Here is a 21,443-nt window from a genome sequence, read left to right on the forward strand (position 1 = left end):
GCTGGAGTGAGCCTTCTGTTCCCGGCGCTCCCCGCCGCCTGAGGTGGGCTCCGCCCCGATTTTGCCGGCTCTTTGGCAGGACCGTCCATCCTCGCCCGCCGTTGGGAAATCCGGGGACGGTGACTCACGGGTACGGCGGCCCCGAGCACGCACCGTTACCCCCGGCCCGGTACGATGCCGGGCATGACCCTTCCCCTCCTGCTCGGCCACCGGGGCTCTCCCCGGCGGCACCGTGAGAACACCCTGGCGAGTTTCCAGGCAGCCCTCGACGCCGGGCTCGACGGCGTGGAACTCGACGTGCGGCGCCTCGCGGACGGCACGCTGGTGGTCCACCACGACGAGCGGCTCTTCGACGGGCGGAGACTGGCGGACCTGAACCGGGCGCAGCTCGCCCCCCATCCCGTGCCCACGCTGGAGGAGGTCTGCGGCTGGGCGGCAGACACGGGCGCGTACCTCAACGTGGAACTCAAGTACGAGTCCGCCCTCCCCGACGACCGGGTGGCCCGCACCGCCGGGTTGCTGAGGCGGCACGGCCTGCTCGGTTCCACCATCGTGTCGAGCTTCAACCCCCTCTTCCTCGCCGCCCTGCGGAGGACGGCGCCAGGGGTCGAGCGCGGCTTTCTGTTCGACCGCGCTCCGGGGGTGGCGCCCCTGGTCGCCGCCCGGCTCGGGGTGAGCGCCCTGCACCCGCGCCGCACCCTCGTCACGCCCGCGTTGATGGAGACGGCCCGGGGGCGGGGCTGGCGGGTCAACGTGTGGACGGTGAACGACCCGGACCTCGCGCGGCGCCTCGTGGACCTCGGGGTGGACGGGTTGATCGGGGACGTGCCGGAGGTGTTGCTCGCCGCGCGCTGAAGCGGGTGGTATGCTGCGCTCACGAATCTCAATCTCGGTCCCGGCATGGGGCGTGGGCGCGGCAGACGGCCCGGCGCCCCGTGTGACGGGCCCCTGACCCCGACGCCGTACGCTCACTCCTCGGGAGGACTCATGAAAAAGCTGACGCTCACGCTCGCCCTGTTAGGCACGGCCTCCGCCCAGACCGTGACGGTGGACTTCTGGCACTCGTTCGGGGACGCCAAGCGCGCCGGGTGGATTCAGGCCCGCGCGGACGAGTACAACAAGACGCACCCGAACGTGAAGGTGGTGCCCGCATACAAGGGCGGATACAACGACTCCCTCCAGGCGACCATCCTCGCCGCCCGGCAGGGCAAGCCGCCCGCCCTGGTGCAGATCTTCGAGGTCGGCAGCCAGCTCGCCCTCGACTCGGGGGTGTTTCAGCCCGTCAGCGGCATCAAGGCCGTGGACTTCAGCGACTACATCAAGCCGGTGATCAACTACTACACGATTGGCGGCAAGGTGAACTCGCTGCCCTTCAACTCGTCGAGCCCGGTGCTGTACTTCAACAAGAACCTGATGCGCAAGGCGGGCCTGGATGTCACCCGGCCCCCCGCCACCTTCGGCGAACTCCTCCAGGCCTGCGAGAAGATCAAGGCGGCGAACCTCGACGCCAAGTGCCTGAGCGCGGCGCTGTACGGCTGGTTCGTGGAGCAGTGGATGAGCGAGCAGGGCGCGCAGCTCGTGAACAACGGCAACGGGCGCCAGGGCCGCGCGACCGAGAGCAACCTCGACTCCCCGGCCGCCCGCAACATCTTCCAATTCATGAAGGACGTGAACGACAAGGGGTACTACACCTACACGGGCAAGCTCGCCGACACCGACGGCGGCAACGCGATCTTCAGCAACCAGAAGGCCGTGTTCAATATCAACTCCACCGCCGACATCGGCAACGTGAGCGACTCGGCCAAGAAGGCGGGTTTTCAGCTCGGGATCGGCGTGCTGCCCATCCCCGACGGGGTGAAGCGCAATGGGGTGGTGATCGGCGGCGCGAGCCTGTGGATCGCCAAGAACATCCCCCGGCCCCAGGCAGAGGCCGCCCTCGACTTCGCCCTGTACATGACGAACACGGCGAACATGGCCGACTGGCACAAGCTCACGGGCTACTACCCGGTGCGCAACTCCTCCATCGCCCTCCTGCGCAAGCAGGGCTGGTTCAAGCAGACGCCGCTGCAACTCGTCGCCTTCAACCAGCTCCTGCGCACGACGCCGAACGTCGCCTCGGCGGGGGCCCTGAACGGCACCGCCATCCAGACCCGCAAGATCGTGGAAGAAGGCCTCCAGAAGGTGCTCGGCGGCACGGGCGTGGACGCCGCGATGAAGGACACCAAGGCCCGCGTGGACGCCGCGCTGCGCGAGTACAACTCCAACTTCCGCTGAAGCCCGCCCGCGTGGCGCGCCCCCCGTCCGGCGGGGGTGCGCCGCGCGGTTCGCCTTGCCGCCCCCGGAGGACCCATGACCGCCCTTCCGACCACACCTCCCGCCGAGGCGGCCCCCCCCGTCCGCGAGACCGAGGCCGCCCCCGCCTTTCGCGGCCGGGTGCTGCCGTGGCTCTTTCTCGCGCCCACGCTGGCCGTCCTCGCCCTCTTCCTGTACCTGCCCGCCGCCCAGACGCTGAAGTTGAGCGCCTACCGCAGCAACATCGTCCTGGGCACCCAGCAGTTCGTGGGCCTGTCGAACTTCACCGAACTCCTGAGCAGCCCGGTCTACCGGCAGGTCGTGGGGCAGACCCTCGGCTTCGTGGCGCTCGTCGTGGTGCTGGGGCTGGGGCTCGGCCTCGGCCTCGCGTGGCTGGCGAGCCGCCCGATTCGTGGGGGGAGAGTCTACCGCCTGCTCCTGATCTTTCCGTACGCGCTCTCCCCGGCGGTGGCCGGGACGCTGTGGCTCTTCCTCTTCAACCCCGAGATCGGCGCCGTCAACCAGCTCCTCGGATCGCTCTTCGGCATCCGTCCCCGCTGGCTCGACGACCCCACCCTCGCCTTCGGGCTGGTGACCGCCGCCGCCGTGTGGAAGGGGCTGGGGTACAATGTGGTCTTCTACCTCGCGGCGCTCACGAACCTGCCCAAGGAGGTGCTGGAGGCCGCCGAGATCGACGGGGCGAACGGCGCCCAGAGCTTCTGGCGGGTGGTCGTGCCTCTGCTCTCGCCCATGACGTTTTTCCTGCTCTTCACGAACGTCGTGTACGCCCTGTTCGACTCCTTCGGGCTGGTGGACATCCTGACGCGCGGCGGGCCGATCCAGGGACAGGCGGGCGCGACGACCTTCCTGATCTACCAGCTCTACGAGGACGCCTTCCGTAACTTCCGCACCGGCCTCGCGGCGGCCCAGGCCGTGCTGATGCTCGTGCTCGTCGCCGCGATCACCCTGCTGCAATTCCGCTTCGGCAGCCGGAGGGTCCACTATGGCGCTTGAGCGGGTGGAGGTCCGGCGGGCGGCGCCCTCCGTGAGCGGACGCAGGCGCCGTTCGCACGCCCTGACGCACGCGGCGCTCCTCGTGGCAGTGTTCCTCGTCGGGGTGCCGCTGCTGTTCGCCCTGATCAAGGCCACCCAGACGAGCGATCAGGTCGTCACCCCCAGCCTGCTTCCCGGCGGGGCCTTTTTCACCAACCTGGAGCGGGTGTGGACCGAGGCGAACCTGGGGCGGTACATGCTCAACTCGTTCATCGTCACCATCGCCGTCGTGGTGGGGAAGACCATCCTGTCGGTCCTCGCCGCCCTCGCGTTCGTGTACTTCCGCTTCCCGCTGCGCTCGCTGACCTTTGCCCTGGTCCTGTTCACGCTGATGCTGCCGACGGAACTTCTGATCGTGGCGCTCTTCGACCTCGTGTCCTCGCGGCTGGGGTGGGCGAACTCGTACCTGGCGATCATCGTGCCGTTCCTGGCCTCGGCGACGGGGACCTTCCTGTTCCGCCAGCACTTCCTGAACATCCCCTCTTCCCTGGCGGACGCGGCGCGGATCGACGGGTGCGGGCCGCTGCTGTTCCTGCGCCACGTGCTGTTGCCGCTGAGCGCGAACACCATCGGCGCCCTCGCGGTCATCCAGTTCGTGTACGTGTGGGACCAGTACCTCTGGCCGCTCGTGATCATGCAGAGCGACGAGCGGCAGGTCGTGCAGGTGGGCCTGCGCAAGCTGATCGACGTGGGCGGGCAGACCGACTGGGGCGCGGTGATGGCGGGGACCATCGTGACCCTGCTGCCGCCCCTGCTCGTGTTCACTCTGCTTCAGGAGCAGTTCAGCAAGGGCTTCGCGCTGGGGCAGGAGAAGTGAAGTCCCGCCGTTCGTAGGGGCAGAGCACGGCGCCCGGCACCTCCTCCACATCTCCCGGAGCGGTGCCGTGCGCCGTTGTGGCGTCTCCCTCACGGTGTCCGGCGTGGTCGCCTGCTCTCGCCGAGTTAGGCGGAATGTGTTCCACCTGAACTTCCCGTGACGAAAATGTGCTTTCCTCTTCCTCGGTTGCAAAACCCCCCAATCCAACCCCTGCCCCCCCAAGGAGAACCATGCGTCTGTCCATCCTGGCTCTGTCCTGCTCCCTGCTGCTCGCCGCGTGCAGCGGCACGCCCGCCCCCGACGCCTCGGCCACCGACACCGGAGTTCAGGCTCTCACCCAGAAGGAAGCCACCCTTCAGGTCAAGGTCGCGCCCGAGGTCAAGTTCGTGACGGTCGAACTCAGCGGCGGCAAGCTGGACGCGCCCCGAACCTTCACGGCCACCCCCAAGGACGGCCAGGCGACTGTCGTCCTGGGTGACCTCCCGAACGGCAACCCCAAGTACCGGGCGGTGATCCGCGCCTTCGACAACGCCGACCGCGCCGTGGTGCTGTACCGGGCGGAGACCGAACTGAACACGGCGGGCGGCAAGACGCTCACCGCCCCGGCCCTGACCCGCGTGACCGCCACCGTCACCGTCACCGCCTCCCCCGTGCTGGCGCAAAGCACCACCTTCACGGCCACGCTCGGCGACCTCAGCCAGCCCCTCAAGGGCGAGGGCGAGCAGGCCACCGCCCAATTTGCAAATGTTCCCACGGCGCGCGGCCTGACCGTCACCGTGCAGGGCGTCGGCGCCGACGGGCAGGTCACCCAGCAGGGCCAGACGACCTTCAACCTCAGCGAGGGGGGCGCGAAGGCCAGCGTTACCCTGACGGCGGTGGCGAGCTGCCCCGTGGCCGCCGGTCCGCTGACGGCCATTCCCGCGATCCAGGGCAGCGGCGCGGCGAGCGCGCTCGTGGGCCAGAGCGTGACCGTGCGCGGCGTTGTGATCGGCGACTACCAGACCGGTCTGGGCGGCTTTTTCCTCCAGGACGCGAAGGGTGACAACGACGCGGCGACGAGCGACGGCCTCTTCGTGTTCACGGGCGCCGCGCCCCAGAACGTCGCGCCCGGCGACCTCGTGCAGTTCACGGGCGTGGTGCGCGAGTTCAAGGCGAGCAGCGACAGGAAGGCCGACACCGCCACCCAGCTCGACACCCTCAGCAACTTCACGAAATGCGCGGGCGGCCTGGTCGTGAAGCCGGTGGAAGTGAAGGCCCCCTTCAACGACCTCGAACGCTACGAGGGGATGCTCGTCACCTTCCCCGAGAAGCTGACCGTGACGGACAACTTCGGCCTGGGGCGTTACGGTGAACTCGGGCTCGCGGCGGGCGGGAGACTGTTCAACCCCACGAACGGCAACGTGGCGACGACGGTGGCCGAGAACGACGCCCGGCGCATCGTCCTCGACGACGGCAGCAGCCGCCAGAACCCGGCCACCGTGCCTTACCTCGACGCGCAGAACACCCGCCGCACCGGGGACAGCATCACGGGGCTGACCGGCGTGCTGCGCTACGCCAACGACGCCTTCAAGGTCGAGCCGACCGGGGCCGTGGCCTTTGTGAACGAGAACCCGCGCCTGGAGAAGCCGAAGGACGTTGGCGGCACGCTCAAGGTCGCGGGCGCCAACGTGCTGAACTACTTCACGACTTTCACGAGCGCCGACCGGGGCGCCGACAGCGCCTATGAGTTTGCCCGCCAGAAGGCGAAGGTCATCGCGTCTCTCAAGGGGCTGGACGCCGACATCGTGACCCTGATGGAGGTGCAGAACAACGGCGACGTGGCCCTGAATGACCTCGTGAGCGGGCTGAACGAGGCGGTCGGCGCGGGCACCTACGCGGCGGTCCAGACGGGCGTGATCGGCACGGACGCGATCAAGGTCGCCATGATCTACAAGCCCGCGCGCGTCACATTGGTCGGCAGCCCGGTCGTGGACGACAACACGGACAACGTCTACAGCCGCCCGCCCCTCGCCCAGACCTTCCAGGACAAGACCACGGGCGGCGTGCTCACCGTCGTCGCCAACCACCTCAAGAGCAAGGGGAGCTGCCCCACGAGCGGCGACGTGGACACCGGCCAGGGCTGCTGGAACCAGCTCCGGGTGCAGCAGGCGCAGAAGCTCCTGGGCTTCGTGGACCGCCTCAAGACCCGCAGCGGGGACCAGGATGTCCTCCTGATGGGCGACTTCAACGCCTACGGCGACGAGGACCCGATCAAGACCATCGTGGCGGCGGGCTTCGTGAGCGAGAACAAGCGCGTTCCGGCCGAGGACCGCTACTCGTACCAGTTCGGCGGGCAGTTCGGCTACCTCGACCACGCGCTCGCCTCCCAGAATCTCGACACGCAGGTCACGGGCATCACCGAGTGGCACATCAACTCGGACGAGCCCACCTTCATCGACTACAACGTGGAGTTCAAGAACAACCCGAACTGCACAGGCAGCTCCTGCACGACCCCCGACCTCTACCAGCCGAACGCCTTCCGCGCGAGCGACCACGACCCGGTGCTGATCGGCCTGAACCTCACCCGGGACGAGGTGCGCCAGCCCCTGAGCGTCACCGCCACGGGCGCGGCGAGCGTCACGGCCGGGCAGGCGTACACGCTGAGCATCGCCACGAATCCCACGCCGGACAGCCTGCGCGTGAACTGGGGCGACGGCACCGCCGAGGAAACCCTCTCGCCGACCGCCACGAGCGCCACGCACACCTTCGCCGCCGCCGGGCCGTACACCGTCACGGTGACGGGCACTGCGAACGGTGAGACTCAGAGCGCCACGCAGACCGTGACCGTGAACGCGGTTCCCACCGGCGTCGCCAAGCTCGTCGTCAGCCAGGTTTTCGGCGGGGGCGGGAACTCCGGCTCGGTGTACAAGAACGACTTCATCGAGATCTTCAACGCCGGGAGCGAGGCCGTGAACCTCGCCGGGTACTCGGTGCAGTACGCGAGCGCGACCGGCACCTCCTGGCAGGTCACCCCCCTCACGAGCTTCAACCTCGCCCCCGGGCAGTATTACCTCGTTCAGGAGATGGTAGGCACGGGCGGCACCACGAGCCTGCCGACTCCCGACGCGACGGGCAACATCCCCATGAGCGGCTCGGCGGGGCAGGTCCTGATCGCTGAGGGGACGACGGCGGTGACCGACAGGGCGAACGCGAACGTCCGTGACTACGTCTCCTACTCCGGACTGACGAGCACCACGAGCTTCAACCGCGCGGGTGCGGGCTGCACAGACACCGACGCGAATGCCGACTTCACGGCGAGCCCGGCTGCCCCGCGCAACTCGTCCGCGCCGCTCAACATCTGCCCGAAGTGACGCCAGCCTGAGTCCATCCAACTCAGCGGAGGCGGCCGGTCTTCTCAGTGAACCGGCCGCCTCCGCCTTTGTTCTCTGCGCGGCTCTCCTCAGCGCCTCCTCAGCGCAGGCGGTACGGCTTCTCGTGGGCCGCGAAGGCGTAGCGCGTGCGCATCATAAGGTCCTGGGGGTGGTTGCCGCAGTGCCGCCCGAAGAGGTTGAGCCCGCCGACGTGCCGGGCGTCCTCCTTCACGCCGAGCCGGACCGCGATGTGGTTGTTGTCCTCCGGGCGCAGGTCCGCGAGCCTCACGTCCGAGAGCGGCTCGTCGTCGAGGAAGGAGCCCTCCGGCGTCACCCGCCAGCGTTTGAGGAGGCCGTACATGCTCTGGTCGTCCGACCACCACGTGGGCGTGAGCTTGCCGCGTTCGCCGCCGAAGTCACTCGGCGAGGTCCAGGTGCCGACCTCGACCTCGTTCACCCAAAGGGTGATGTCCGAGGGCCAGTCGAGATTGTACTGGGGTGCCTCCGAGCAGAGCTCCATCGACAGTTCGAGTTCGGTGGCGTGCGCGCCGAAGGGGAGGTTGTTCGGGAAGGCGTAGTCCACGAAGCCCGAGCGGAACCACAGCACCTGCGCGAACACGTGTTCGGGCTCGAAAAAGGAGCGCGGGTCGTCTACCCGCCCGATCATCCGCGAGTCGGACATCAGGCCGCACATGGGCCGGGCGTCCACCTGGCGGTACGCGCCCACCGGCATGCTGACCTCCACCACGTCGTCGCCCGCCTCGACCTTCACGCCGGGAAGCTTGAAGAGCAGCTCGTCGTAGCGTTTGGACACCAGTTTCTGCGAACCGCGCGTACCCGGCGTGTACTCGACGTGGAGCAGCCCGGCGCCCTCCAGTTTCTTGAGGTGGAAAAACACCGTCGCGTACGGGAGCCCCAGGGCGGTCGTGAGTTCCGAGACGTTCATGACGTTGTGGGAGAGCAGGCTGAGGATCAGCAGCCGCGTGTCGTTGGCGAGGGCGTGCAACACGGGCAGCGACGCCTCACCGTCGAGCTTGAGGGTGCGGGTACCGGAGATGGGCATGGAGCCTCCTTTCTCTCAAGTTTCGCAAAAAATTGGAGAGATACGGGTGAAAAGCTCTAGACCTCGTCTGAGACGCGTCATTTTGCCCTGAAACAGTCCTCGCGTCGCCGGGATGCCCCAATACTATCGACTGAACTTGACAAGAACGAAGAGGTAGGCCTAGCATCCGGCCACAACAACATCCTTGATGCCGGGTTCATCTCTGGTGGTTTCCGGCACCTCGCGTCGGCCTCTCGTTCGCCCGTCCCTTTTTCCGAGGTGATGACCGGCTCTCCGCCTCTTCCTCGGGCGAGTCCCGTCACGGTTTGCTGTGCCGCTTTTCCCGCCGTGCCCTGTACCAGGGTCACGGTTCCCGGTGTCGTCCCACGCTGTCTGTTCCTGATCCCGTCAGAGAGGAGTGCCTGCACCCCGTCCGCCGTGTTCCCGAGACCCCAAGTTCACGTTCCCACCAAAGGAGAGTCCATGACCCGACTGACCCGTCTTCTGACCCTCGGCGCCCTGATGAGCGGCGCGGCCCTCGCCCAGCAGCCCACCAAGATCACCTTCTGGAACTTCCTGGGCGGCGGCGACGGCGCGCGCATGAAGACCCTGATCGACGGCTACAACGACAGCCAGAAGAAATACCAGGTTCAACAGACCGTGCTCGCGTGGGGCGTGCCCTTCTACACCAAGGTCCGTACCTCCACCTCGGTGGGGCAGGCCCCCGACCTGATCTCCTTCCACCTGTCGCGCATCAGCGGCTGGGCGCCGGAGAACCTGCTGCGGCCCATCACGACGCAGGAACTCGCCTCCGCGGGGCTCAAGCAGGCCGACTTCTTCCCGAAGCTGTGGCAGGCCGCGAACTATCAGGGCAAGACCTACGCGGTGCCGCTCGACACCCACCCGATGATCCTGTACTACAACAAGGACATCGCCGGGAAAGCTGGGCTGCTCGACGCCAGTGGCAAGCTCAAGCCCATCAACTCGGTCGCCGACTTCACCGCCGCGATGAAGGCGGTCAAGGACAAGACGGGTGCCTACGGCCTCGCCATCGAGAACGGCCCCAACTCGTACATGGGCTGGCGCATGTGGGTGTCGATGGTCGCCCAGCAGGGCGGGCAGATCGTCAAGGACAACAAGGTCGTGGCGGGCGAGGCCGGGAAAAAGGCCCTGACCGACATGGTGAACTGGTTCAAGGCCGGGTACATCCAGAAAAACCCCGACTACCCCACCTCGGTCGCGCAGTTCACGACGGGCAAGGCCGCCTTCATGATCAACGGCGTGTGGGAGGTGCCGACGATGGTGGACGGCACCAAGACGAAGAAGCTGCCCTTCGCCTACGGAGTGGCGCCCCTGCCCAAGTTCTACGGCAATCAGCAGAACGTGTGGGGCGACTCGCACGGCTTCGCCATCCCCAACAACGCCAAGAACCCCATTCCGGCGGATCATGTGGCGGGCGCGCTTGACTTCATCGCCTACGTGCAGAAGAACGGGGTGACGTGGGGCCAGGGCGGCCACATCCCCGCCTACCTCCCGGTGGCGAACTCGGCGCAATACAACGCCCTCAAGCCCAACGCGGACTATGCCAAGGCCTCGGCCTCCAACGTCACGTATGACCCGCCCGGCTGGTACAGCGGCGCGGCGGGCCCGCTGGAGGCGATTGCCGCGAAGTACCTGCCCGCCGCCTTCGCGGGACAGCTCAGCGTGGACAAGGCCCTGAGCATGTTCGAGAACGAGGCCAACAAGCTGATGGCGGGCCGTCCCAAGCCCTGAGTCTCCGGGCGGCCCCGCGCCCCAGGTAAAGGGGCGTGGGGCCGCCGCCTTTGTTGTGCCCGCTCCCCCCACCCGCCAGGAGGGCCACGCCGTGCGAGACACCCTTACACCCCAGGCCCGCGTTCAGACCGGCGTTCCGCGCACGACCCGCAGGCGTCCCCCGGGGGGGCCCATCGCCCTGCTGATGCTGGCCCCGTTCCTGATCGCCTACCTGCTGTTCTTCGTCTTTCCCATCGGTCGGGCGGTGCAGCTCAGTCTCACGCAGTCGAGCCTCACCGCGACCGGGCCCTTCGTGGGGCTCGCCAACTACGTGCAGCTCGTGGGCGACTCCGACTTCTGGGCCTCGGTCCTGCATACCGGCACCTTCGCGCTGTACACGGTCATTCCGGTCACGCTGCTGGGGCTGCTGATGGCCCTGGCGGTCAACCGGCTGGTCCGGGCGCGCAACTTCGCGCAGGCGCTGTTCTTCCTGCCGTTCGTGCTGCCCGTCAGTGTCGTCACGCTGCTGTGGCAGTGGATTCTCAACTCCTCGTTCGGTCTCGTCCACGCCCTGACGGGCACGGAGGTCGCGTGGTTCGGGGAGCCGGGCACCGCCATGCCCACGGTCGCCTTCGTGACCGTGTGGTGGACCGTGGGCTTCAACATGCTGCTGTTCCTCGCCGGGCTGCAAAACGTCTCCAAGGAGGTGTACGAGGCGGCGGAACTCGACGGCGCGGTGGGGTGGAAGTCCTTCCGGTTCATCACCTGGCCGCTGCTGTGGCCCGTGACTACCCTGGTGCTGACCCTGCAACTGATCTCGTCTCTCAAGATCTTCTCGCAGGTCTACATCCTGACGGGCGGGGGGCCCTTCAACTCGACCCGGGTGGTGCTGGAGTACATGTACGACACGGCCTTTCAGAACCTCGACGCGGGGTACGCCTCGGCCATCGCGGTCGCCTTTTTCCTGATCATCCTGCTCGTGTCGCTGGTGCAGGCCGCGCTGCTGCGGGGGCGCTCATGACCCACGCCAGCACTGCTCGGCCCGGCAACCGGACCTGGGGGGCCATCGCCACCGGCGCCACGCTCCTGCTCGGCGTGCTGTGGGCCTTTCCCCTCCTGTGGGCGGTGCTGACCGCGCTGAAGACCGAGGAGCAGGCGGTCGCGCAGCCTCTCCAGTGGCTGCCCACGACCCCGACCTTCACCGCCTTTCGTGACGTGCTCACCGTCGGCAACCTGCCGCGCTGGTTTCTCAACTCCGCGCTGACCTCGCTGGCGATCACGCTCGCCACGGTGGCGCTGGCGGCGCTCGCCGCCTACGCTTTCTCGCAGCTCCAATTCCGGGGGAAAAACATCCTGTTCTGGGTGTTCCTGGCGGGCATCATGGTGCCGTTCGAGGCGCTGCTCATCCCGCTCTTCCGCCTGATGAACGACCTGGGCACGGTAAACACCTACGCGGGCATCATCCTGCCGCAGATCGTCTCGCCGGTCGCGGTGTACGTGTTCAAGGGCTTTTTCGATCAGGTGCCGAAAGAGATCCGCGAGGCCGCCGTGGTGGACGGCGCGAACGAGTGGCGCATCCTGTGGAACGTCTTCGTGCCCCTGAGTGGCACGGTGCTGTGGGCCATCGGCATCGTGACCTTTATCGCCGCCTGGAACAACTTCCTGTGGCCCTTCATCATCACGACCTCGCCCGAGATGATGACGATTCCCCTGGGCCTCACCCAAGTGCAGGACGCCTACGGCCTGCGCTTCGCCCGCACGATGGCGACCGCCGTGCTGGGCGGCCTGCCGGTGGTCCTCGCCTACCTGATCTTCCAGCGCCGCGTCACCGAGGGCTTCCTCACCGTGACGGGCGTGAAGGGTTGACGTTTCCGCCCGACTTGAAGTAACACACCATTCTTCCGCCTCCCTCGGGGGACGGACGAGACGTGCCACGCCCTCTCAAGGAGCACACCCGTGAGCGAACAGGCCCCCCAGCCTCCCATGTCCCCCTCCTCCAACACCCCCCTGCACCCCCGCCCGCAACTCACCCGTGAACGCTGGGACGACCTCGGCGGCGTCTGGGGCTTCGCGCACGACGACGGCGACCTCGGTATGGACGAGCGGTGGTTCGAGCGCGAGGAGGTGTTCGGCCAGACCATCACCGTGCCCTTCCCGCCCGAATCGGTGGCGAGCGGCCTGCGGGCGACGGGGTACCACCCGGTCGTCTGGTACCGCCGCACGCTCACCGTGGCGGATGAGGACCGCGCGGGCCGCGTCCTGCTCCACTTTGGGGCCGTGGACTACCGCGCCCGGGTCTGGGTGAACGGGCGCCTCGTCGCCGAACACGAGGGGGGCCACACGCCCTTCACCGCCGACCTCACCTCCGTTCTGGTGCCGGGCGAGACGCAGGTCGTCGTGGTGCGGGCCGAGGACGATCCCCTGGACCTCGCCCAGCCGCGCGGCAAGCAGGACTGGGAGGAGAAACCGCACGCGATCTGGTACCACCGCACGACCGGCATCTGGCAGCCCGTGTGGCTGGAAGTCGTGCCGCGCACTCACGTCGAGACCCTGCGCTGGACGCCCGACGTGGACCGGGGGCAACTCGGCCTGCACCTGCGCCTGAACAGGGTGGGGGAACAGACCCTGCGCGTCCGCGTGCGGCTGAGCCTCCGGGGCAAGCGGCTCGCGGACGACACCTACACCCTGGAGGGGCGGGAGGTCCGCCGCGAGATCGAGATCGACCCCCTGCGCCTGCGGGCCGAGCGCAAGGACCTCGTGTGGAGCCCCCGGCGGCCCAACCTGATCGACGCCCAGATCACCCTCCTCGACGACGACGACAACGTGCTGGACGAAGTGGGCAGCTACGCGGGCCTGCGGAGCGTGGGCGTGCGCGACGGAAGATTCCAGCTCAACGGCCAGCCGTACTACCTGCGTCTGGTGCTGGCTCAGAACTACTGGCCCGAGTCGCACCTCGCCGCGCCGTCGGAGGAGGCCCTGCGCCGCGAGGTCGAACTCGTCAAGGAACTCGGCTTCAACGGGGTGCGCATCCACCAGAAGGTGGAAGACCCGCGCTTCCTGTACTGGTGCGACCGGTTGGGCGTGCTGGTGTGGGGCGAGATGGCGAACGCGTACGTCTTCACCCCCGAGGCGCAGCGGCGCCTGACGCGCGAGTGGGTGGAGGCGCTGGAGCGGGATTACAACCACCCCTGCGTCGTGACCTGGGTGCCCGTCAACGAGTCGTGGGGCGTGCCCAACCTGGAGGGGGACCCGGCGCAGCGGGCCTTCGTGCGCGGCCTGTACGAGCTGACGAAATCGCTGGACCCCACCCGCCCGGCCATCGGTAACGACGGCTGGGAACTGGTGGCGGGAGACATCCTGGGCGTGCACGACTACTCGCTCGACGGCGAAACCCTGCGCGAGCGGTACAGCTCGCAGGAGGCGCTGGAGCACACCCTGCGGGGGGTTCAGCCCTCGCGGCGCAACTTCTACCTTGCCGGGCACCACCGCCAGGGCGAGCCCGTGATGCTCACCGAGTTCGGCGGGCTCAGCCACGCTCCGGGCGACTCGGACCGCTGGTGGGGCTACGGCACCCTGCCCGACACGGACGCGCTGCTCGCCCGCTACGAGGAACTCCTGGGCGCCGTGCTCGACAGCCCCGTCATCGCGGGGTTTTGCTACACCCAGCTCACCGACACCGAGCAGGAGACCAACGGCCTGCTGCGCGAGGACCGCACGTCCAAGCTCGACCCCGAGCGGGTGCGGGCGATCAACACCCGCGTCTCCCGGTTCCTGCAACACGACGTCCTTCAGGAAATCCACGCCCTCGCCGACGAACGCCGCCTCGAACAGCTCCGCGCCGAGCGCGAGCGGGAGACGCTCGCCAACGATTAGGGCCCTGGCAGCGGTGGACACTGGAGTGGAGGCCCGCAACGGAAGTGGTCACTGCTGTCTTTTGGTCACTCGCATCCGCTCGGGACAAGTTGAAGGCCCTTCAACTTGTCGGGCCATCCATATGAGACAACAAAAGCCGGGGGCCGGAGCATCTCCGCGTGGTCCCCGGCTCGCCCTGCTTTCCCTGGAGGACTTTCCGTGACCATCCCTGATCTCTTCCACCCCGACCGCCCGGCGGCCGTGGTGACCGTGCGGGGCCACCATGTACCTCGGCCTTGACCTCGGCACCGGTAGCGTCAAGGTCGCCCTCTTCGGGGAGGGGGGTGAGCCCGTCCGCGAGGCGAGCGGGGCCTACGCGGTGCAGGCCCCCCGCCCCAGCTGGGCCGAGAGCGACCCGGAGGAATGGTGGGCGGCGGTCGGGCGCGTCACCCGCGAGGTGGTGGGGGAGGACGGCCCCCGCGTCCGGGCGCTCGGCCTCTCCGGGCAGATGCACGGGGTGGTGCTCTGCGGGGCGGACGGTGTGCCCCTGCGCCCGGCGGTGCTGTGGGCGGACGGCCGGGCCTCCTCCGTCCTGGGCGCTTACCGCGCGCTGCCCGGGGAACTGCGGCTCACCCTGCGTAATCCCGTCACGGCGGGCATGGCCGGTCCCGGCCTGCTGTGGCTACGGGGGCACGAGGCGGACCTCTACGCCCGCGCCCGTTGGGCTCTGCAACCCAAGGACTGGCTGCGCCTGCGCCTGACGGGAGAGGCGCACGCCGAGCCCTCCGACGCCTCCGGGACGCTGCTCTACGACCCGGAGCGCGACGGGTGGAACTTTCCGCTGGTCGAGGCGCTGGGGCTGAGGGCCGACCTGCTGGCGCCGCTCGTCCCGTCGGGGGCGGTGGCGGGGGTCCTCACCCCGGGCGCGGCCTCGCACCTGGGTTTGCCCCCGGGGCTGCCCGTCGCGGCGGGGGCGGCGGACACGGCGGCGGCGCTCCTGGGTACCGGGCTCCCCGCCGGACAGGTACAGCTCACGGTGGGGACGGGGGCGCAACTCGTGCTCCGGGAGGAGGGGGTGCCGGGGGCTCGGCCGGGATTGCACGTCTTCCGCACGGCGGCGCAGCGGGGCGGGTATCTCCTCGGCGCCGTGCAGAACGCAGGGCTCGCCCTGGAGTGGGCGCGGCGAGCCCTGCGCTGCGAGTGGGAGGAGTTCTACGCGCTCGCGCGGGAGGCGGAACCGGGGTCACGCGGCCTGCTGTTCTTGCCGTACCTCACGGGGGACCGCACCCCACACCTCGACCCCCACGCGCGGGGCGGCTGGCTCGGCGCAGGGCTGGAGCACGGGCCGCACCACCTTGCCCGCGCCGCCTTCGAGGGGGTGGCGCTCTCCATCCGGGAGGCGCTGCTCCTCCTCCCGGAGACCGCGCGGCCCGCCCTGCGGCTGGCGGGCGGGGGCTCGGTCCACCCGTGGTGGCGGCAACTCCTCGCCGACGTCCTGGGGCGCCCGCTGGAAGGGGTGGAGGTGCCCGGGGCCTCGGCGCTCGGGGCGGCGCTGCTCGCCCGGGCGGCGGTCACGGGGCGGGCGCCCGAGGTCGAGGGTCCCCGTATCCAGGAGACCGTCGAACCTCATTCTGACCACGACTGGGCGGAGGTCGCCGGACGTTTTGCGGCAGCCTACGGGGCGCTGCGGGATTGGTTTCCGGCCGGGGGCCAGGACGGGCGCTGACCTCCCGCCCCGGGCCCCGCCTCACTCCGGGGAGGTCGGCGGCTCCTTGACGAGGCCCAGGTGGAGGAGGTAGGGCGTCCGGTCGGCGTCTTCGGTGGACCGGGCGGCGTAACGCTCGAACAGCGCCTCCAATTCCCCCTGCAACGCCTCGGCGTCCGCGTGGGTGAGGCGCAGTCGGCCCCGCCAGTTGGCCCCGATCAGGCTGACGGGCGGGATGGGGACGGGTCGAGGTGCCAGCGCGGGAAGTTGTCGCGGCGCGGTCGGCCCCCCTCGTCGCGGTAGAGCCGGGCCACCCACACGTCGGCGAGTTCGAGCGACGTGTGGACCGCCCCGCGCATGAAGCGTTCCCACAGCGGGTCCCACTCCCGGCGGGGGGACTCCTCGCCGGGCACCGAGACCGCCGCCGGGGGTAGCAGCACGAGCTGATCGGCCACCAAGCGGTACGTCCGCACCCGCCGCCCCCCCTCCTTCCGCACGCCCGAGGCGCGCACCACGCCCAGCCGCTCGAACTTCCTGACCCAGTAATTCATGGTGTTGGGCCGCAGCCCGCAGCTCGACGCCGCCTCGGGCACGGTACACGCCTGCCCCAGGAAGGGCTCGAAGTACCGCCCGCGCCTGCCGTCAAGCAGCGCCACGACTTCGGGGTCCCGCACGATCTGGGCGTTCGAGCGCAGGGCCCGGGGCATGGCCGTCAGCCTACGGTGCCCGGCTGGGGAAAGAAGGCGCATTCCAAAAAACAGCGGCCACAGGGGCCGCAGTCGCAGTCGGGGCTCGGGTTCAGGTACGGACGAGCACGCCTTTTCCTGGGAGAACGCCTTCGCTGACGAGGCGAGTCTGGTGGCGTCGCAGGCGGCGGGCAGCGGCACGGCTTAGGGTCTCCCGGTCAGCTTTCCTCCTGTCGCCGTGTGGGCCCCGGTCCGGGTGGCCGCCCCCCCTCGGCGTGCCCTCACGGTAGGTGGGCGGCCACTCAAAACCCAGACTTGTTTTTGAAAGCCCCCGGCCTGGTTGTCTTCCTCCCCCCAGGCCAAGGCAAGTGTTCACCCACCACGCCTGGGGACAGCCTACGTCCGAGAGGAGAGCCCATGCATTCGACCCGTTTCCAGGCGGTCCGGTCCGGCCTCGGCCTGCTGGCCCTGGCCCTCACGTCGGGGGCCGCCGCGCAGACCGTCACCTAGGCGCTGCCCGAGCCCGGCACCTACGAGTGCCTGACCACGCAACTCACGCCCACCGCGACGTTCAACGTCTTTCTGGGGCAGCTCGAACCTCCGCCTTCTCCGCCTCGGCGGCCTCGGCCTCCGCCTTGTCGCGGTGGAGGGTGCCGGGCTCCTCCTCGGGGGGCGCGTACACCGTGAAGAGCTTCATGGGCTCCTGCCCGGTGTTCACGAAATTGTGGCGAGTCCCGGCGGGCACGATCACGAGCGAATTTGCCCCGACCGGGCTGCGCTCGCCGTTCAGCACCGCCTCGCCCTGCCCGGAGACGAACACGAGAACCTGATCGACCTCGTGGACCTCCTCGCCGATGTCGTCTCCCGGCTCGACGCTCATCACGACAAGCTGGCTGTGCTCGGCCGTGTGGACCTCCTGCCGGAAGAACGAGTGGACCTCCTGCCGGAAGAACGAGTTGTCCTGAACGAGCCGCGCGATGTCCTGGTTGAAAAACGGCATGGCGTTCTCCTGATGGGGAAGTGGGGGTGAAGACTCAGGCCACGGGCGACTCGCCCAGGTGGTCGAGCCAGTCCTGCGGGCTGTCGTACACGGCGACCGCGCCCTCGAAGCGGCTGTCGCCGCCGCAGCGCAGGGCCACGGTGTCCACGCCCGCCTTACGTGCGCTCTCCACGTCGAAGGGCGTGTCGCCCACCATCAGCACTTCCTCCGGCTTCAGGCCCAGCTTGGTGACGGCGGCCTGCACGATGTCGGGCTCGGGTTTGGAGGCCTCCACGTCCGAGGAGGTCGTGTGCTCGGTGAGCAGGTCCTCGGCCCCGGCGATCTTGAGCAGCCCCCCCACAAGCGCCTCGTCGGCCGAGGTGCCCGCGATGAGTTTCAATCCCCGGGCCCGCAGGGCTTCGAGCAGGGCGCGGCTGCCCGGCTGCGCCCTCAGGTTCGGCAGTTCCTCCTCCTGAAAGTGGCGTTTCCAGCCGTCCGAGAGGGGCTGGTAGCGCGGGTCACCCTTCTCGATCCCGGTCACGCGCGGCACGAGCTGGTCACCCCCCATGCCGATGAGGGGCCGGACCTGATCGAAAGGCACCTCGATGCCCTGGTCGGCGAAAGCACGCACCCAGGCGCGGGCGTGCGCGTCGTTGCTGTCCACCAGCGTGCCGTCGATGTCGAAGATGACCCCTCGGTAGTTGCTCACAGGCGGAGGCTAGAGGGATGCGGGGGCGCCTGCGTAAGAGGGCATTGGCGGGCGCTTCATCGTCATCCGCCGCGCGGAAGAGGTGAGGCGGCCACGTCGCTCCGGTCGGCGGCCTGAGCATGGGCTGGCGCTCAGGCCACGACTCCGCCGGTCGTCCTCGTGGTCGAGCGTGGAAGAGCGTGTTTCAAACGGAGCTGTACCAGTCCAGCCTCTCGCGGTGCGAGCTGTACCAGTCCCCCGCCAGGGGAGAGGAGCTCAACCCCCGCCTTCATCGTGCCCGTGATACGCCAGGTCCGACTTTCAAAGCAGGCTTTAAGAGGCGGTGATCCCCTTCGCAGCGCAGTTCGGCAGCACCGGCCGGAGGACGCTGTTCAAAGCGCCCCCAGCCTCCCCGGGTTCCGGGCCGATGATTAAGGTTCGGCGAGCGTCGCCCCGTAAGGGTCCTCACATGCGGCACAGGAACGATGGGAGAGCCAGAGCGGGCGCGCCCTGTGGCAAAGGAGCACACCATGTCAGATCAGACTCTGCCCGGGATCGGCTGGGACCTCACCGACCTGCGCGCCGCCCTCTCTTCCTTTCTGGGCAGCCTGCCCGCTACGCCGCGACTCCTCGCCCTGGGTGAGCCGACTCACGGCCTCGACGCCTTCCCGGCCTGGCGCAACCGCATCTTCCGCACGCTGGTCGAGGAGCACGGGTTCCGATCTGTCGCCCTCGAAAGTGACATCATCGCGGGGCAGGGGGTGAATGCCCACGTCACGTCCAGCGAGCACACCCTGGATGAGGTCATGCGAACGGGCTTCAGCCACGGCTTCGGTGCCCGTCCGGCCAACCGGGAACTGGTCGAGTGGATGAGGAACTTCAACGCTGACCGTGACCCCGCCGATCACCTGAGCTTCTACGGCTTCGACGCGCCCCTGGAGAACCTGTGGGCGGCCAGTCCCCGCGCGAGCCTGCTCGCCCTGCACGCTTTCCTGACCGCGCATCTGGGCGACCTCCCCGTGGACGCGGCCACCCTTGAACACCTCTGCGGGGAGGAGGCCCGCTGGACCAATCCGGCGGCCGGGATGGACGCGGCGCAGTCCATCGGCAACAGCGGCGAGGCACGGCAACTCCGGTTGCTGGCGGACGACCTCTCCGGTCTCCTCGAAACCGAAATGCCGGGACTCACCGCACAACCGGGGTTCTGGGAGGCGCAGCTCCACGCCCGCACGGCGACCGGCCTCCTCCGGTATCACGCCGTCGTTGCCGACCCCTCGCCCGGCCGGGTGGCGCGAATGCTGGCGCTGCGGGACCTGATGATGGCCGACAACCTCACTGCCATCGCGGGGCGTGAGGGGGAGCGCGGGCCGACCCTCGTGTTCGCCCACAACGTCCACCTGCAACGCCCGGTCAGCGTGATGAAGATGCGAGGCATGAGCCTGGAGTGGTGGAGTGCCGGAGCGCACGTCAGCCTTCGCCTCGGTAGCCGGTACGCCTTTATCGCGAGTGAACTGGGCCCGGCGCCGGAAAGGGGCGTTGAACCCGACGCGGACACGTTGCAGGGCGCCCTGCTCGACCCCGCTCGCCCGGCCACCCTGATCGGCGCCCGGGAACCGACGGCCGCACGCTCGGAACGACCGGGCACGGGAACGGACGCTCCTGTTCAGGCCGGTTCTTTCCCCCCCGAACTCCGGCACCTGCCGCTCGCGGACGGCGTGCTCCTGGTGCGGGGCGCGACAGACTGAGGGGGGCAGGGGGGCACCTCCACAGCGAGCACGGACGCTTGTTCCCTGCCGCCGCGTCAGCGGGTGGAGACCCTGACACTCGGCCGACGACCGACACACCACGGTGACGAGGGCGGACGGGGGAATACGGTAGCTCCAGTCCCGGTGACGCCCTCACCGTGAGAGTCCGGCATGTCGCCCGCCCCCGTGTCCCGGACCACGGGTGAGCCTTTCCTTCATCCAAAGCCCCCTGCGGCCGGACCTGCCGTTAGATGAAGCCTGTCAGGAGGACCCTATGAAAGCAGTGGTCTGGCGCGGCGTAGGAGATATTCGGCTCGAAGACGTTCCCGATCCCCGCATCGAGCAGCCGACGGACGCCATCGTGCGGCTCACGGCCTCGGCGATCTGCGGCACCGACCTGCACTTCGTCCACGGCACCTTCAGCGAGATGGTTCCCGGCACCATCCTCGGCCACGAGGGCGTCGGCGTCGTGGAGGAGGTGGGGCCCGACGTGCGCAACTTCCGGCCCGGCGACCGGGTGGTCATCCCCTCGACCATCGCCTGCGGGTACTGCTCGTACTGCCGCGCGGGGTACTACAGCCAGTGCGACAACGCCAATCCCAACGGACCCACGGCGGGCACGGCCTTTTTCGGCGGCCCGAAGGCGAGCGGCCCCATCCAGGGCCTCCAGGCCGAAAAGGCGCGCATCCCCTTCGCCGCCACGAACCTCGTCAAGGTGCCCGACAACGTGACCGACGGCCAGGCGATCCTCGTCAGCGACATCTTCCCGACCGGGTACTTCGGGGCCGACCTCGCGGAGATCAAGCCGGGCGACACGGTGGCGGTGTTCGGCTGCGGCCCGGTCGGGCAGTTCGCCATCACCTCGGCCAAGTTCATGGGCGCGGGGCGCGTCTTCGCCATCGACCGCATTCCCGACCGCCTGGAGACCGCGCGCTACCAGGGCGCCGAGATCATCAACTTCGACGAGGAGGACCCGGTGCAGACCCTCCAGCGGATGACCGGCGGCATCGGCGTGGACCGGGTGATCGACGCGGTGGGGGTGGACGCCCAGCACGCCGACCACGGCCCGGCGGCGGAGCAGGCCCGGCAGGAGCAGCAGCAATTCGAGGAGCAGCTTTCGCAGGTGGCGCCTGAGGGGACGGCCGGAAACGCGGGCAACGCGCCCAGCCAGGCCCTCGAATGGGCGGTGCAGTCCCTGTGCAAGGCGGGGACGCTGAGCATCATCGGCGTGTACCCGCCCACCATGCAGAGTTTCCCCATCGGCGCCGCGATGAACAAGAACCTCACCATCCGGATGGGCAACTGCAACCACCGCAAGTACATCCCCTACCTCCTCGACCTGATCCAGCAGGGGACGCTCGACCCCGAGAAGCTGCTGTCGCGCGCCGAGGAGATGTCCGACGTGCTCTCCGCCTACCAGGCCTTCGACGAGCGCCGTCCCGGCTGGCTCAAGGTCGAACTCGTTCCGGGGATGTGAGTCCC

The 21,443-nt window shown here is 68.9% G+C and carries 17 protein-coding genes; 12 read left to right on the forward strand and 5 right to left on the reverse strand.

Annotated elements, in window-relative coordinates:
- Positions 1-174 precede the first annotated feature (174 nt).
- The 5 genes from DAETH_RS22110 to DAETH_RS22130 all read left to right on the forward strand — a co-directional run bounded on the left by DAETH_RS22110 (position 175) and on the right by DAETH_RS22130 (position 7,512).
- Positions 175-855 carry a glycerophosphodiester phosphodiesterase gene (locus tag DAETH_RS22110; protein ID WP_406585126.1) on the forward strand — a complete coding sequence of 227 codons (681 nt, stop codon included), beginning with the start codon at positions 175-177 and terminating at the stop codon, positions 853-855.
- Positions 856-987: 132 nt separating this feature from the next.
- Positions 988-2,274: an ABC transporter substrate-binding protein gene (locus tag DAETH_RS22115; RefSeq protein WP_264778273.1), complete on the forward strand. Its 1,287-nt coding sequence runs from the start codon at positions 988-990 to the stop codon at positions 2,272-2,274.
- A 75-nt stretch (positions 2,275-2,349) separates the two neighbouring features.
- Positions 2,350-3,306: a carbohydrate ABC transporter permease gene (locus DAETH_RS22120; RefSeq protein WP_264778274.1), complete on the forward strand. Its 957-nt coding sequence runs from the start codon at positions 2,350-2,352 to the stop codon at positions 3,304-3,306.
- Entirely contained in the window at positions 3,296-4,162 is an 867-nt protein-coding gene (locus DAETH_RS22125) for a carbohydrate ABC transporter permease (protein WP_264778275.1), read from the forward strand. The genes DAETH_RS22120 and DAETH_RS22125 overlap by 11 nt, the downstream gene beginning before the upstream one ends.
- Before the next feature lie 230 nt (positions 4,163-4,392).
- Entirely contained in the window at positions 4,393-7,512 is a 3,120-nt protein-coding gene (locus tag DAETH_RS22130; protein WP_264778276.1) for an ExeM/NucH family extracellular endonuclease, read from the forward strand.
- Between the two features lie 100 nt (positions 7,513-7,612).
- Here the strand turns inward: DAETH_RS22130 and DAETH_RS22135 are convergent, their stop codons facing one another.
- The gene (locus DAETH_RS22135) at positions 7,613-8,575 is read right to left on the reverse strand and encodes an ArsR/SmtB family transcription factor (RefSeq protein ID WP_264778277.1); all 963 of its coding nucleotides are present in this window, start codon (positions 8,573-8,575) and stop codon (positions 7,613-7,615) included.
- A 462-nt stretch (positions 8,576-9,037) separates the two neighbouring features.
- On the opposite strand from DAETH_RS22135, the gene DAETH_RS22140 reads away from it, so the two are divergent.
- The 5 genes from DAETH_RS22140 to DAETH_RS22160 all read left to right on the forward strand — a co-directional run bounded on the left by DAETH_RS22140 (position 9,038) and on the right by DAETH_RS22160 (position 15,884).
- Positions 9,038-10,327: an ABC transporter substrate-binding protein gene (locus DAETH_RS22140; protein WP_264778278.1), complete on the forward strand. Its 1,290-nt coding sequence runs from the start codon at positions 9,038-9,040 to the stop codon at positions 10,325-10,327.
- 91 nt (positions 10,328-10,418) lie between these two features.
- Entirely contained in the window at positions 10,419-11,327 is a 909-nt protein-coding gene (locus DAETH_RS22145; protein WP_264778279.1) for a carbohydrate ABC transporter permease, read from the forward strand.
- Positions 11,324-12,172, forward strand: coding sequence for a carbohydrate ABC transporter permease (locus DAETH_RS22150; protein WP_264778280.1), 849 nt, complete (start codon positions 11,324-11,326; stop codon positions 12,170-12,172). The genes DAETH_RS22145 and DAETH_RS22150 overlap by 4 nt, the downstream gene beginning before the upstream one ends.
- Before the next feature lie 117 nt (positions 12,173-12,289).
- Entirely contained in the window at positions 12,290-14,179 is a 1,890-nt protein-coding gene (locus tag DAETH_RS22155) for a glycoside hydrolase family 2 protein (RefSeq protein WP_264778572.1), read from the forward strand.
- A 262-nt stretch (positions 14,180-14,441) separates the two neighbouring features.
- Positions 14,442-15,884: a xylulokinase gene (locus DAETH_RS22160; RefSeq protein ID WP_264778281.1), complete on the forward strand. Its 1,443-nt coding sequence runs from the start codon at positions 14,442-14,444 to the stop codon at positions 15,882-15,884.
- Between the two features lie 21 nt (positions 15,885-15,905).
- Here the strand turns inward: DAETH_RS22160 and DAETH_RS22165 are convergent, their stop codons facing one another.
- The 4 genes from DAETH_RS22165 to DAETH_RS22180 form a co-directional block, all read right to left on the reverse strand.
- Entirely contained in the window at positions 15,906-16,028 is a 123-nt protein-coding gene (locus tag DAETH_RS22165) for a hypothetical protein (RefSeq protein WP_264778282.1), read from the reverse strand.
- 53 nt (positions 16,029-16,081) lie between these two features.
- Positions 16,082-16,570: a hypothetical protein gene (locus DAETH_RS22170; RefSeq protein WP_264778283.1), complete on the reverse strand. Its 489-nt coding sequence runs from the start codon at positions 16,568-16,570 to the stop codon at positions 16,082-16,084.
- A 550-nt stretch (positions 16,571-17,120) separates the two neighbouring features.
- On the reverse strand, positions 17,121-17,549 hold the full coding sequence (locus DAETH_RS22175; RefSeq protein WP_264778284.1) for a cupin domain-containing protein: 429 nt from the start codon (positions 17,547-17,549) through the stop codon (positions 17,121-17,123).
- Positions 17,550-17,583: 34 nt separating this feature from the next.
- Positions 17,584-18,237 carry an HAD family hydrolase gene (locus DAETH_RS22180; protein ID WP_264778285.1) on the reverse strand — a complete coding sequence of 218 codons (654 nt, stop codon included), beginning with the start codon at positions 18,235-18,237 and terminating at the stop codon, positions 17,584-17,586.
- 509 nt (positions 18,238-18,746) lie between these two features.
- Between DAETH_RS22180 and DAETH_RS22185 the strand changes: the two genes are divergently transcribed.
- Both DAETH_RS22185 and DAETH_RS22190 read left to right on the forward strand, forming a co-directional pair.
- Positions 18,747-19,961, forward strand: coding sequence for an erythromycin esterase family protein (locus DAETH_RS22185; RefSeq protein WP_264778286.1), 1,215 nt, complete (start codon positions 18,747-18,749; stop codon positions 19,959-19,961).
- A 274-nt stretch (positions 19,962-20,235) separates the two neighbouring features.
- On the forward strand, positions 20,236-21,438 hold the full coding sequence (locus DAETH_RS22190) for a zinc-dependent alcohol dehydrogenase (RefSeq protein ID WP_264778287.1): 1,203 nt from the start codon (positions 20,236-20,238) through the stop codon (positions 21,436-21,438).
- The last annotated feature ends 5 nt before the right edge of the window (positions 21,439-21,443 follow it).

Origin of the sequence: Deinococcus aetherius (genome assembly GCF_025997855.1) — a bacterium.
GTDB classification, from domain to species: Bacteria; Deinococcota; Deinococci; order Deinococcales; family Deinococcaceae; genus Deinococcus; species Deinococcus aetherius.

What these genes read in the sequence shown, in the direction of transcription:
- DAETH_RS22150 (WP_264778280.1), top strand. Translation starts at nt 11,324, where the DNA reads ATGACCCACGCCAGCACTGCTCGGCCCGGCAACCGGACCTGGGGGGCC.
- DAETH_RS22140 (WP_264778278.1), top strand. Translation starts at nt 9,038, where the DNA reads ATGACCCGACTGACCCGTCTTCTGACCCTCGGCGCCCTGATGAGCGGC.
- DAETH_RS22155 (WP_264778572.1), top strand. Translation starts at nt 12,290, where the DNA reads ATGTCCCCCTCCTCCAACACCCCCCTGCACCCCCGCCCGCAACTCACC.
- DAETH_RS22115 (WP_264778273.1), top strand. Translation starts at nt 988, where the DNA reads ATGAAAAAGCTGACGCTCACGCTCGCCCTGTTAGGCACGGCCTCCGCC.
- DAETH_RS22175 (WP_264778284.1), bottom strand. Translation starts at nt 17,549, where the DNA reads ATGCCGTTTTTCAACCAGGACATCGCGCGGCTCGTTCAGGACAACTCG.
- DAETH_RS22125 (WP_264778275.1), top strand. Translation starts at nt 3,296, where the DNA reads ATGGCGCTTGAGCGGGTGGAGGTCCGGCGGGCGGCGCCCTCCGTGAGC.
- DAETH_RS22170 (WP_264778283.1), bottom strand. Translation starts at nt 16,570, where the DNA reads ATGCCCCGGGCCCTGCGCTCGAACGCCCAGATCGTGCGGGACCCCGAA.
- DAETH_RS22185 (WP_264778286.1), top strand. Translation starts at nt 18,747, where the DNA reads ATGTCAGATCAGACTCTGCCCGGGATCGGCTGGGACCTCACCGACCTG.
- DAETH_RS22130 (WP_264778276.1), top strand. Translation starts at nt 4,393, where the DNA reads ATGCGTCTGTCCATCCTGGCTCTGTCCTGCTCCCTGCTGCTCGCCGCG.
- DAETH_RS22160 (WP_264778281.1), top strand. Translation starts at nt 14,442, where the DNA reads ATGTACCTCGGCCTTGACCTCGGCACCGGTAGCGTCAAGGTCGCCCTC.
- DAETH_RS22110 (WP_406585126.1), top strand. Translation starts at nt 175, where the DNA reads ATGCCGGGCATGACCCTTCCCCTCCTGCTCGGCCACCGGGGCTCTCCC.
- DAETH_RS22190 (WP_264778287.1), top strand. Translation starts at nt 20,236, where the DNA reads ATGAAAGCAGTGGTCTGGCGCGGCGTAGGAGATATTCGGCTCGAAGAC.
- DAETH_RS22135 (WP_264778277.1), bottom strand. Translation starts at nt 8,575, where the DNA reads ATGCCCATCTCCGGTACCCGCACCCTCAAGCTCGACGGTGAGGCGTCG.
- DAETH_RS22120 (WP_264778274.1), top strand. Translation starts at nt 2,350, where the DNA reads ATGACCGCCCTTCCGACCACACCTCCCGCCGAGGCGGCCCCCCCCGTC.